The 13,753-nt window shown below is 34.1% G+C and carries 9 protein-coding genes; 4 read left to right on the forward strand and 5 right to left on the reverse strand.

The window, feature by feature from the left end; genetic code table 11:
• Positions 1 to 79: 79 nt before the first annotated feature.
• Both ACYSNV_RS08425 and gyrA read right to left on the reverse strand, forming a co-directional pair.
• Entirely contained in the window at positions 80 to 1,348 is a 1,269-nt protein-coding gene (locus ACYSNV_RS08425) for a tetratricopeptide repeat protein (RefSeq protein WP_461762126.1), read from the reverse strand.
• 44 nt (positions 1,349 to 1,392) lie between these two features.
• A complete protein-coding gene (gene gyrA, locus ACYSNV_RS08430; protein WP_461762127.1) occupies positions 1,393 to 3,972 on the reverse strand; it encodes a DNA gyrase subunit A in 2,580 nt (859 codons plus the stop codon).
• A gap of 248 nt (positions 3,973 to 4,220) precedes the next feature.
• Between gyrA and ACYSNV_RS08435 the strand changes: the two genes are divergently transcribed.
• Positions 4,221 to 6,773 carry an ATP-dependent Clp protease ATP-binding subunit gene (locus ACYSNV_RS08435; protein ID WP_461762128.1) on the forward strand — a complete coding sequence of 851 codons (2,553 nt, stop codon included), beginning with the start codon at positions 4,221 to 4,223 and terminating at the stop codon, positions 6,771 to 6,773.
• A gap of 72 nt (positions 6,774 to 6,845) precedes the next feature.
• On the opposite strand, the gene ACYSNV_RS08440 is transcribed toward ACYSNV_RS08435, so the two are convergent.
• A complete protein-coding gene (locus ACYSNV_RS08440) occupies positions 6,846 to 7,613 on the reverse strand; it encodes a glycosyltransferase family 2 protein (protein WP_461762129.1) in 768 nt (255 codons plus the stop codon).
• Positions 7,614 to 7,930: 317 nt separating this feature from the next.
• On the opposite strand from ACYSNV_RS08440, the gene rimK reads away from it, so the two are divergent.
• Both rimK and ACYSNV_RS08450 read left to right on the forward strand, forming a co-directional pair.
• A complete protein-coding gene (rimK, locus tag ACYSNV_RS08445; protein WP_461762130.1) occupies positions 7,931 to 9,295 on the forward strand; it encodes a 30S ribosomal protein S6--L-glutamate ligase in 1,365 nt (454 codons plus the stop codon).
• Between the two features lie 52 nt (positions 9,296 to 9,347).
• Entirely contained in the window at positions 9,348 to 10,511 is a 1,164-nt protein-coding gene (locus ACYSNV_RS08450) for an LETM1-related biofilm-associated protein (RefSeq protein ID WP_461762131.1), read from the forward strand.
• Here ACYSNV_RS08450 and can read toward each other — a convergent pair.
• Positions 10,508 to 11,158 carry a carbonate dehydratase gene (can, locus tag ACYSNV_RS08455; protein WP_461762132.1) on the reverse strand — a complete coding sequence of 217 codons (651 nt, stop codon included), beginning with the start codon at positions 11,156 to 11,158 and terminating at the stop codon, positions 10,508 to 10,510. The genes ACYSNV_RS08450 and can overlap by 4 nt on opposite strands.
• Positions 11,159 to 11,166: 8 nt before the next feature.
• Positions 11,167 to 11,811, reverse strand: a complete 645-nt coding sequence (locus ACYSNV_RS08460) for a carbonic anhydrase family protein (protein ID WP_461762133.1) — start codon at positions 11,809 to 11,811, stop codon at positions 11,167 to 11,169.
• A gap of 388 nt (positions 11,812 to 12,199) precedes the next feature.
• Here ACYSNV_RS08460 and metK point away from each other — a divergent pair, with 388 nt between their 5' ends.
• The gene (metK, locus tag ACYSNV_RS08465) at positions 12,200 to 13,495 is read left to right on the forward strand and encodes a methionine adenosyltransferase (RefSeq protein ID WP_461762134.1); all 1,296 of its coding nucleotides are present in this window, start codon (positions 12,200 to 12,202) and stop codon (positions 13,493 to 13,495) included.
• Positions 13,496 to 13,753: the final 258 nt, after the last annotated feature.

A 13,753-nucleotide genomic window follows, 5' to 3' on the forward strand; every position in this document is an offset into this window, starting at 1 on the left:
TCCAAAATTAAAGCAGCTTCAAATTATAAAACTTGAAGCTGCTTTTTTGATATAAAGAATTACAAAAATTTGTAACTATCTATTGCTTTGCGTTTAATGCATTTAACTTATCTGTCATCTCTAAAGCATTGTAAATTCCTTTAAGAGTTGCGATAGCATCGTTATTCTCTGGATTAATTGAAATTACTTTTTCAAGATCATTCATTGCATCTCTATACATTGCTTTTTTCTGCTCTAAAAGTACTTCGTATCTTTTATTATCCGCAGCACTCATTCCAAGACTATTTATCTCGTTTGTGATTTCCTCGTCTTTTTGCAATTTTAAGAAAGCTAAGTTTAAATAAGCATTCTCACTCTTTGGATTAATGCGAATAGCCTCTAAGTAATACTTTCTAGCCTCATCTAATTTACCTGCTTGAAAACTAGTAACACCTAGGTTATATAACAATACATCATCGTTAGGGTTTTTAGCTAAAGCCTCACGTGCAAGCTCTGTATATTTACCCATATTGTTAGACTTCAAATATAAATCCATATGAGTTAATAACAAGTTCATATCATCTGGATTACTTTGTCTAGCCTCAGAAATTGCTTGTTCAGCTAAATCAAACTTTCCTTCTTGATAATAAATAAGAGCTAAGTTTTTGATGATTTCTGGACGTTTTGATTCTTCTTTTACAAGTTCAGGATTACTATGAGTACCTTGTTTTACCATTAGGTCACGCATTTTTGAATCCTTACCAAAATTTTGAACCTCTCCACTTGAAGTTTCTACTGCTGTATAGTAAGAAGAACTTCCATCATATCCCATATCAATTAACTGCTTGTAGTAATCCACAGCCGTACTGTAATCTTGTGCATTAATTGCCGTTGAAGCTGCATAATACAAGTAAATAGTATCTTTTGGATTTAACTGGTAGGCTTGATTAAAACGACGAGATGCCCCTTTAAAATTAGAAGAACTATTATCCTCAATTGCTATATTAACTATTTTACCAGCTGTTGCTAATAATTCTTGATCAGCGATTTGAACAAGTTTGCTGCTTTTGCTTGGCTCTACTTCAATTAATTTTTTGTAAGAAGCTAAAACCTTCTCTACGTTATTGTCCACATCAATGTCTTTCTCCACTTGTTGGTAAGCTAAATTACCTTGAAGTGCGTAATACATTGCTTTTTGCTCGTTAGTGGCAGATCCTAGAAGTGCTTCAACTGATTTTAATGCAGTTTCCGCCTGTACAACATCTCCCTTTTTAACCGCTTTTTCAGCCTCTTTTAACTCTTTCTTTTGAGCAAAAGATAATCCTGAAATCATTAAAGCTGTAAATAAATAAGCATACTTTTTGTTCATGATTCTCTAAGTATTTAATGTGTTATATTTTTCTTTAATCGGTGTTATTCTTGCGTAGAATCTCCCTGGTTATCTTGTTCTAAATTATCGTCCTTCTGATCGGTTAGTAAGTTTTGATGCTTAAACAAATCTCCCGTCTCACCTTCCTCTAAAGGTAATTGATGGAGATTAGATGGATCTTCATCCTCGTCTTTCATCACCTTACATACCGCTGCAATAGAATCGGTATCTTTGATATTAATTAAACGAACTCCTTGCGTTGCACGTCCCATTACACGAAGATCGGAAACACGCATACGAATTGTCAAACCTGATTTATTGATAATCATTAAATCATCTTGGTCTGTTACCGAACTAATAGAGACTAATTGCCCTGTTTTCTCGGTAATATTCATAGTCTTAACTCCCTTACCTCCACGGTTGGTTTCGCGATATTCATCTAAAGCAGAACGTTTTCCATATCCATTTTCAGAAACTACTAAGATTTCACTCTCCATATCACTAACAGAAAGCATGCCAATTACTTCATCTTTTTGATCAGCAAGTGTAATTCCACGTACTCCAGAGGCTGTTCTACCCATAGGACGTGTTTTTTCCTCATCAAAACGAACTAATTTACCAGATCGAACCGCAAGTAGTACCTTACTCTTACCATCGGTTAATTTTGCCTCTAGTAATTCATCATCATCTTTAATGGTAATGGCCATAATTCCATTTTGACGAGGACGAGAATATTGCTCCAATGGCGTTTTCTTAACCTGTCCTTGTTTTGTGGCCATAATCACGTAATGCTCGTTGATGTACTCCTCGTCTTTTAAATCTTGTGTACAAATAAAAGCTTTCACTTTATCATCGTTCTCAATATTTATAAGATTCTGAATTGCACGACCTTTACTAGTTTTTGTTCCCTCTGGAATTTCATAAACACGCATCCAGAAACATTTTCCTTTTTGAGTAAAGAACAACATATACTGGTGGTTTGTAGCCACATACATATGTTCTAAGAAATCCTGATCACGTGTACCGGCGGATTTCTGACCTACTCCACCTCTGTTTTGTGTTTTATATTCTGATAAAGGAGTTCTTTTAATATAACCTGCATGTGAAATGGTAATTACTACTTGCTCATCGGCAATTAAATCCGTAATACTTACATCCCCACCTGCATACTCTATTACAGAACGTCTTTTATCTCCGTATTTATTTTTAATCTCCGTTAACTCCTCTTTAATTAAGTTCATTAAAAGCTCTTTACTTGCTAATAATTCTCTTAAATGATTAATTAACTTCATTATTTCTTCGTATTCAGCACGTAACTTATCTTGCTCAAGTCCTGTTAATTGACGTAAACGCATCTCAACAATAGCACGAGCTTGCAGCTCAGAAAGACTAAAACGCTCGATTAATTTATTACGAGCCTCATCGGTATTAGAAGAAGCACGAATCATAGCAATCACCTCGTCAATATTATCCGAGGCTATAATAAGCCCTTCTAATATATGAGCACGCTCTTCGGCCTTTCTTAATTCAAATTGAGTACGACGAGTCACCACATCTAAACGGTGCTCAACAAAATAATGAATTAACTCTTTAACATTTAAAGTATGAGGTCTACCATCTACCAGTGCAATATTATTTACACTAAAAGATGATTGTAATTGTGTGTATTTAAATAAGGTATTTAATACGATATTTGGTACTGCATCGCGTTTTAAAACGTACACAATACGCATTCCCTTACGGTCGGATTCATCTCTGATTGTAGCAACACCTTCAATTTTCTTATCATTCACGGCTTCAGCAGTCTTTTTAATCATCTCTGCCTTATTTACCTGATAAGGAATCTCTGTTACAATAATACAATCCCTTCCGTCAATTTCCTCAAAACTTGTTTTAGCACGCATTACAATACGTCCACGACCTGTTTTAAAAGCCTCTCTAACTCCTTCATACCCATAGATAATTCCCCCGGTTGGGAAATCAGGAGCTTTAATATGCTCCATAATCTGATCGATTTCAATCTCTGGATTGTCAATAAAGGCTAATGTACCATCAATTACCTCTGCTAAATTATGAGGCGCCATGTTAGTGGCCATTCCCACAGCAATACCTGAGGCTCCGTTAACCAATAAATTGGGAACCTTAGTAGGCATAACAGTTGGCTCTTCTAAAGTATCATCGAAATTCAACTGAAAATCAACAGTTTCCTTATCGATATCTGCTAAAATTTCCTCTGAGTATTTTCTCATTCTAGCCTCCGTATAACGCATAGCCGCAGGACTATCTCCGTCAACAGATCCAAAGTTACCTTGTCCATCTACAAGCATGTATCGCATGCTCCAATCCTGGGCCATACGTACCATCGCGTCATAAACGGAACTATCTCCATGTGGGTGATACTTACCTAAAACTTCCCCTACAATTCTGGCAGACTTTTTATGTGCTCTATTAGATAAAACACCTAATTCATACATCCCAAACAATACTCTTCGATGAACAGGTTTTAAGCCATCTCTAACATCCGGAAGAGCCCTAGAAACAATTACAGACATTGAGTAATCAATGTAGGCCGACTTCATTTGCTCTTCTATGTTAATAGGAATCAACTTTTCTCCTTCAGACATAAGTATATAAAATTAAATTTCTCAAAATATTAAACGTGCTAATATAGGTATTTTGCAGGTTTATACCATATTTTTTAACAAGTATTTCCCCTAGTAAATCGCGGTTTTATTTTTTTTGTAAAAAACATCTAGCATTATTTTTTTAATAGCTGTTTTTTTGTCATATTAGCCTATGACAGTCACCTTAAGAGGTATGCTTTTTGCTTTAATGTGATTGTATAAATATTCACCTAAATATAAAATAGATAATGGAGGACAATTTTTCGCAAGAAGTTAAAGATGTTATTTCCTTTAGTAAAGAGGAAGCACTACGCTTAGGGCATGACTCTATTGGTACGGAACATCTTTTATTAGGGCTATTACGAGTTGAACAAGGTGAAGCATCCACTATTTTAAGAAACTTAGATATAGATGTAGATTTCCTACGACACAAAATAGAGACCTTAAACCCATCGACAGTAAACACTGCGGTTTTAAATGATAAAACAGCTCTTAACCTAACAAAACAGGCTGAAAGAGCGTTACGCTTAACTTATTTAGAGGTTAAACTCTTTAAAAATACGGAAATAAATACTGCCCATTTATTGTTGTGTATCTTAAAGAACAGCGATGACCCAACGGCGCAGATCTTAACTAAATTAAAGGTAGATTACGACAGTGTTAAACAAGAATACTTAGGTCAAACAGCCTTTGGTGAAAATACCAAAGACGATATTATGGATAAACCTAAAGCATCCACATATGATGATTTAGGACAAAATGACAGAACATCTAATGACAAACCTGACAATTCTGCTAACAAAAATGCAAAAAGATCAAAAACACCTGTATTAGATAATTTTGGTAGAGATTTAACAGATATGGCCGAAAACGGTAAGTTAGATCCTGTAATTGGTCGTGAGAAAGAAATTGAACGAGTAAGTCAAATCCTTAGTCGTCGCAAGAAAAACAACCCTTTGTTAATCGGTGAACCAGGAGTTGGTAAATCCGCTATTGCAGAAGGTCTTGCTCTTCGTATTGTTCAAAAGAAAGTATCTCGTGTTTTATTTGGAAAACGAGTAGTTACTTTAGATTTAGCAAGCCTTGTGGCGGGGACAAAATACAGAGGTCAATTTGAAGAGAGAATGAAAGCCGTTATGAACGAGCTTGAAAAAAATGACGATATCATTTTATTTATTGATGAGATTCACACTATTGTAGGAGCAGGTGGAGCAACCGGTTCTTTAGATGCATCAAATATGTTTAAACCAGCCTTGGCAAGAGGCGAACTACAATGTATTGGTGCAACAACCTTAGATGAGTTTAGACAACATATCGAGAAAGACGGCGCTTTAGAACGCAGATTTCAAAAAGTAATTGTAGAGCCAACCTCTGTGGAGGAAACAATTGTTATTTTAAATAATATTAAAGAAAAATACGAAGCCCACCATAATGTTACCTATACACCAGAGGCATTAGAGGCTTGTGTGAAATTAACCAATCGATATATGAGTGATCGATTCCTTCCAGACAAGGCAATCGATGCCTTAGACGAGGTCGGTTCAAGAGTTCATATCACCAACATTGTGGTTCCACAAAACATTGTTGATTTAGAACATAAACTCGAAGAAGTGCGTCAAAGTAAGTCCGAGATGGTTAAAAAACAAAAGTACGAGGAGGCTGCACAATTCAGAGATGATGAAAAAGTTATTGAAAAAGAACTTTTAGATGCTCAAACTCAGTGGGAACAAGATGTCAAAGAAAATCGCATTGTGGTTAACGAACAAGATGTTGCGGATGTAGTTTCTATGATGACTGGTATCCCTGTGAATAGAATTGCAGAAAAAGAAATTACCAAATTAGCTAACCTTCCACAGGTTATTAAAGGTAAAGTAATCGGACAAGACCAAGCTGTTGCTAAAATAGCCAAAGCTATTCAGCGAAATAGAGCTGGTTTAAAAGATCCTAACCGACCAATTGGTTCTTTTATTTTCTTGGGACAAACCGGAGTAGGTAAAACACAGCTTGCAAAGGTGATAGCCAAAGAAATGTTTGACTCAGAAGATGCCCTTCTTCGTATAGACATGAGTGAATTTATGGAAAAATTTGCCGTTTCTAGATTAGTAGGAGCGCCTCCAGGGTATGTTGGATATGAGGAAGGTGGACAACTCACAGAAAAAGTAAGACGCAAACCCTATAGTGTAATACTTTTCGATGAGATTGAAAAAGCACATCCTGACGTATTTAATATGCTCTTACAGGTTCTAGATGATGGTCATTTAACCGATAGTCTTGGTAGAAAAGTGGACTTTAGAAACACCATCATTATCATGACCTCTAACATAGGAGCCAGACAATTAAAAGATTTTGGTCAAGGAGTTGGATTTGGAACAATGGCCAAGAAAGAACAAGCCGAAGAACACTCTAAATCAGTAATTGAAAATGCCCTTAAAAAAGCATTTGCCCCTGAGTTTTTAAATCGTATTGATGATATTGTTGTCTTTAACGCCTTAGAAAAAGAACACATTGATTTAATTATCGACATTGAACTCGCTAAACTCTATAATCGCATTGAAGAATTAGGCTATCAAATTACTCTTGATTCTTTGGCAAAAGATTTTATATCAGAAAAAGGGTTTGATAAACAATATGGAGCTAGACCTTTAAAAAGAGCAATTCAAAAGTACATCGAGGATCCTTTGGCCGAAGAGATTGTAAATTCGAAAATAGTACCTGGAGATAAAATAAAATTAAAGGTTTCTAAAGATAAACAAGAATTAGAAATTTGTGTAGAACACAATGCAAATAAGCCTACTAATTAGTAGGCTTATTTGCTTTTTGTAATAAACAAAACAAGGTTTAATTTTTATAAAAATTAAACCTTGTTTTGTTTATTATTTATCCTGAAGTAGCTTTTCACCTTGTTTGGTTAATTTAATTAACTTAACATATTTCATATAAGAGAAAAATCCCTGAATCATTGCTATGGTAAGTCCATCTATACCGTTGAATACACCTTTTTTAAAAAAATAACATCTTAAAAAGGCAACCGTTCCGTTTAACACAGGTTTAAAAGAATTAATCCGTGTACCTTGATCATAGAGCTGTTCAGCACCCCAGGTTGAATATTGATTTTTCTTGGCAATAATCTGTTCGTAGGAACTCCAGCCATAATGCAAAATATGTACCTTAACCTTAGTTTGATTTGTTGCTATTATCTTTTGATGAACCATATCCTTAGAAGGAGTTGCTGTTTTTTTATTAAAAAAGCGCACTTTTGAATCGGGGTACCATCCAGAGAAATCAATTAATTTATCTGCTAAGAAATTTTTTATTCTAAAACTATAAGCATCATAATCCTTGTGATAGAACTCTTGCTTTTTCACAAATGCAATAGCATCTGAATCCAAGTATTCATCGGCATCTAGATTCATTATCCAATCATTTTTGCAGAATTGTAATCCATATATACGTTGTGGGCCGTCTCCCAGGTAGCTTTGTAGGTAGACCTTGGCTCCATTTTGTTTTGCTAATTCAACGGTATTATCTGTACTATTGGAATCCACTACAATGACTTCATCACACACCTGAAATAACTCTTGCACACAGCGAGAGATATTTTTCTGTTCATTATAAGTTATTACTAGTCCACTTATAGCCATATCTAATTTTTATGTAACTTTCTAAGTCAAAAGTACAATAAATTTTCATACGATTTTATTATTTTCCCCCTTAAGTCTATATTAAATCCTACTGGTTTTTACTTACCCAAATAAAAGTATTTCTTTAGCAAAAATGCTACTTTATACCTACATGAAATACAATTATCCTTAGGGGGGGGCAAACAAGTTATTCTGTGACTTTTAATATCCATCTTTTTTTATATGCCAGCTAGAATTCACTTATTTTTTACTTTTTTTTTATTTCCCTATAAAAGCATTATATTTAATACACTACATTCGCAAAACAATTTAAGTATATGTTAAACAAAGTTATTGTTGGTAGTGAAGAATGGTGTTCTTTTTCTACTTTAAAAATTCCAGCTATTAAAGCTCGTGTAGACTCAGGTGCAAAAACCTCGGCTTTACATGCTATTAATATTACACCTTTTGAAAAAGATGGACAACCATGGGTTAAGTTCAACGTAAATCCTATCCAAGGAAATGGAAAGGCTATTATACATTGTGAGGCTAGAGTAATTGACAAAAGAATTGTCAAAAGTTCAAGTGGAACCAAAGAACTACGATATGTGATTGTTACCAATATTGAATTGGCCGACACATCTTGGGAAATAGAGTTAACCCTTACCAATAGAGATTCAATGGGTTACCGTATGTTATTGGGTCGAGAGGCAATGAGTGGACGTATATTGGTGGATCCAGAACAACATTTTTTACTTGGTCAACCCACCACGGAAAAATTATTAGAATATTACAACACCACTAAATCTGAAAGAAAAGGTCTTCGTATTGGAGTACTGGCTAGTAACCCCGAATTATATAGTAACAAGAGAATCATAGAAGCTGGTGAATTAAGAGGGCATGAAATGCACTTTTTAAATTTAAAGTACTGCTATATAAAACTCGACGCCAATCAACCCGAGATACACTATCGTGGTGGTAGAGTTTTAAATGATTTTGATGCAGTTATTCCGCGTATTCGCCCAAGTATGACTTATTATGGTTGTGCTTTAACAAGACATTTTGAATCCTTAAAAGTCTATAGTTTAAATAGTGCAGCGGCTATTACACAAAGTAGAGATAAGCTTTTTTCTTTGCAACTACTTTTAAATAACGGAATAGATATTCCTACCACTGGATTTGCAAACTCCCCACTGGATACAAATGATCTAATAAAAATGGTTGGAGGTAGTCCTTTGATTATAAAACTTCTTGAAGGAACCCAAGGAAAAGGAGTTGTTTTAGCAGAAACAAAAAAGGCAGCTGAAAGTGTTATTAATGCTTTTAAGAGTTTAAATGCAAATATACTTGTACAAGAATTTATCAAAGAAGCCAATGGTAAAGATATCCGTTGCTTTGTGGTAGATGGTAAAGTAGTGGCTGCTATCCAAAGAGAAGCCTTACCTGGTGAATTTAGAGCCAATATTCATCTAGGGGGAACTGCTTCGGTAATTAAAGTAACCCCAGAGGAGAAAAAAATTGCCATAAAAGCAGCCAAAGCAATGAATCTTAAAGTTGCCGGAGTGGATATTATCCGATCAGACAAAGGTCCCTTATTATTAGAGGTTAACTCCTCACCTGGTTTGGAAGGAATTGAGTCGGCTACTAATAAAGATATCGCCTCGGAGATGATCAAAGCAATCGAGAAACAAGTTAAATGGTAACAAGGTAGTAAATACTACCTTGTTCTTATCACCTATCTTTTACTTTTATAGCATGAACCCATCAGCAAGTGGTTGGATAAAGAAATACTATAACCAACACCAAAAATTTCAACTCTTTGAAAACGACTCTAAAGCAGAAATAGTTCAAAGGGTTAGGGAAATAGGTTTTTCTTATGGTTTTTTAGAGCTAAAGAATTTCCCCCAAGCTTTTCAAGATTTTAAATACACACCAGTTGAATTATCTAAGATTTGTTATTTACAACTCTTAGAGAAGGTATACTTGTTTTCACAACAACCCGATGATAAGTTCTTGCAAACACTCATTGAGTTCTATCAAGTATTAATTCCCCATAAAAACAACATATTTACTTCTTTATTTAGTCCTAAAGATCCTTACTCGAAACTTGAGGAAATTTTTTCCATGCGCTGGAAAGAGCACTTCTTTTCACAAAGTAAAGACAACGATTTGGTTTTAAATATTATTTTATTATCCATAGATATACTGGCATTTGAAAAATACTTATCTCAAAAGACCGATCCCAATGCTTATAGTCAAACTCTGGGGCAAGTTTTAGAACAAATCATTTTGTCTTTTAAGCGCAAGATTAACCCCAAAGAAGATAACGATAATAAGCTTATCGGTTTTTTACATACCTCGATTACCTCTAACAGTACCGAGCTACCCGAATTATATAAAAGTGATTTTGAAAAAGCTTTTATAACTGACTTAATTATATGTAATGCTTGGGATAATGAATCTAAAACTGTTATTTTTCCAGACTTAACCACGGGAGTATTTAGCGTGTTGGATCTGAAAATTGAGCAAGTTGACCAAAGTAAACGTTTATTTACTAATCTTATTTCTAAAAGTAATAAAGATTATCATTTTTATAAAACAACTAATTTATTTGGAAATATCTTACATAATTCTACCAGTTATGTAGAACTACTTTTAACTAGAAACAAGACAAGACTTGTTAAAGAGATACAAAACAATAGCCAATTAATGAAGTTACTTTTAGACTCCACCCATAGACCATTAAATGCACAAGAGAAGAAAATAGTTAAAAATCAGACTTTAGAAATCTTTAAAACTATTCCTTCTCTTGCAATTTTTTTATTACCTGGAGGTACTTTATTACTACCAATTATTTTAAGATTTATACCTTCATTACTACCTAGTGCTTTTAATGAAAATATGCAGCAGGACGACTAAATCTTTTTAAATCGTAGTTGATATACCTCGTCTAAATCATTATTACTTGTAACGTTAACTTCTAAATCCGTTACATAACCCGAATTAAGCCCATATACCCAGCCGTGTATACTTAACTCTTGGTTTCTAGCCCAGGCTTCTTGAACTATAGAAGTCTTGGCTAAATCATAGACTTGTTCATGAACATTTAATTCTACAAATCGATTAAAGCGCTGTGTCTCGTCTTCTATTTGATCCAACTCATTATGATGAAGACGATATACCGTTTTTATATGTCTTATCCAGTTATCAAGCAAACCATAAGATTCGTTTTTCATAGCCGCTAAAACACCACCACAACCATAGTGTCCACATACAATAATATTGGTCACCTTTAAAATATTCACCGCATAGTCCAAAACACTTAACATATTCATATCCGAATGAACCACCATATTGGCAATATTTCTGTGTACAAATACATCTCCAGATTCAGCTCCAATAATTTCATTGGCAGGCACCCTACTATCGGAACATCCTATCCATAAAACAGGAGGGGTTTGCTTTTCACTTAACCGCTTAAAGTAATCTGGATTTTTCGCAATCTTAGTCTCTACCCAAATCTTATTGTTGGCAAGAATCTTCTTGTAAAATTCGTTGTGTTTCAACTTATTTTTTATTTTTTATCTATAAACATTTCTTGGATAAAATCCACAGCTCCTGTTTCCACTTTATAAAAAGCACCTACCGCTCCTATCTCACCCTGTTCATACATTTGCTTTAAAACTGGACTTTTGTCAAAAATCTGAGCTATTGTTTGTTCCACATTGTGGTATGCAACTAAATCAACAGCTTGTTTTGATGTAATTTCCATTTCTGGATTATTTTGCTTTACGTAATCCACTGATGGCTGAACCTTGTCTAATAAATTAGTTAAGTGACCTAATTTTGTACCATTACAAGCACCTGTTATGGCACCACAATGGCTATGTCCTAAGACTACAATTAATTTAGATCCAGCTAATTTACAAGCAAACTCCATAGAACCAATGATATCCTCATTTAAAACGTTCCCGGCTATACGAGCTGAAAAAATGTCTCCTAATCCTTGGTCGAAGATTAATTCTGCCGAAGTACGACTATCTATGCAACTCAGTATAATAGCAAAAGGAAATTGATTAGCCTTTGTATCGTTTACTTGCTCTAAAAGGTTACTATGTGCTTTTAGATTTGCAACAAATCGCTTATTACCTTGTTTTAAAAATTCTAAGGCAACCTTTGGCGATAATGATTTTTGGTCATCTACGTTATGTAATCTCATGTCTATGTGTTTTATTAAACATATTGTGTGGACAAATGTATTGAAAAATAGATTTTAAAATAAGATTTACATGATTTTTATTCTAATTTTTACAAATAAGCAGTTAAAAAAGTAATATCTTTGACAATAATTTATTTCATTACAAGACAAAGCCTAAAAAATAGTATATATTTATAAAGCATTACAAGAAACTTGTAATCGTTAAGCTTAATATAAAATAGTCAAAAAATTACCTATAATATAAAATAGTTAATACATTTGCAGTGAAATAATCGTGAGGAAAAATTTGAACTGATTGCAACCTCGGTAAAAAATGCTAAAGCAGAAATAGTTTATACTTTCCTTTAGCCATTTCCTCTTTTTTTTAATATCTAAAAAATAACATATTATGGCTTACTACTTCACATCGGAATCTGTAAGTGAAGGACATCCGGATAAAATCGCAGATCAAATATCTGACGCGTTAATTGATAACTTTTTAGCTTTTGACAAAAACTCTAAAGTAGCGTGTGAAACATTAGTTACTACAGGACAAGTTATTTTAGCTGGGGAGGTTAAATCAGAAACTTACCTAGATGTACAACAAATCGCACGTGAAGTAATCAAGAAAATTGGTTACACGAAAAGCGAATACATGTTTGATGCAAACTCATGTGGTATTTTATCGGCAATACATGAACAATCAGCCGATATTAATCAAGGTGTAGATCGTGGTAATCCAGAGGATCAAGGTGCAGGAGACCAAGGAATGATGTTTGGGTATGCATCTAAAGAAACAGAGGATTATATGCCGTTGGCTTTAGATCTTTCTCACAAACTGTTACAAGAACTTGCAGCCCTTAGAAGAGAAAACACCCAGATAACTTACCTAAGACCTGATGCAAAGAGTCAAATTACTTTAGAATATGACGATAATAATGTTCCAGTTCGAATTGTAACCATTGTATTATCTACTCAACATGATGATTTTATCAAGCCAGTAGATGATTCCAATCAAGCAAAGGTGGAGGCAGAAAAACAAATGCAACTGCAAATTGAAAAAGATATAAAAACAATTCTTATACCAAGATTGCTAGAAAAATATCCACAATATCAATACTTATTTGAAAATCCTGAACAAATTGAACACTTAATCAACCCAACAGGAGTATTTGTAATTGGTGGTCCCCACGGTGATACAGGTTTAACTGGACGTAAAATTATTGTAGATACTTATGGTGGAAAAGGAGCCCATGGTGGTGGTGCTTTTTCAGGTAAAGATCCAAGTAAAGTAGATAGAAGTGCAGCATATGCTACACGTCATATCGCTAAAAACTTAGTTGCTGCAGGAGTTGCAAATGAAGTTCTTGTACAAGTTTCCTATGCCATTGGAGTTGCAAAACCAACAGGTCTTTATATCAACACTTATGGTACAAGCAATGTAGATTTAACCGATGGAGAGATTGCTAAAAAAGTATCTGAACTTTTTGACTTGCGTCCTTATTTTATCGAAAAGTCACTTAAACTAAGAAATCCAATATACAGCGAGACAGCAGCTTATGGACACATGGGTAGAAAACCACAAATCGTAACTAAAACCTTTACCAAACCTACTGGTGAAACCAAAACTCTTGAGGTAGAACTATTCACTTGGGAAAAATTAGATCGCGTAGAGGATATTAAAAATAAATTTGGTTTAAAATAGTAATTTCAACTATTTATAACCAGCAGAAGATCAATCCAATGATTATTAAAGGGAGTGCTAGTTAGCACTCCCTTTTTTATTTTTAAAAAACAATAAAGATTCTTGAGACTTTTACCAGTAAAAAATTAAACTGTCTAGTCCTGAAATAACGATACAGGATTAATATTATAAAATTACATAAAAAATAGTAGTAGACTTTAGTTTGCTACTATTTTTTTATACCCTTTAAATACCCGATTTTTCGTAACAAACATTTGA

The sequence above is a fragment of the Myroides sp. LJL119 genome (genome assembly GCF_054871605.1).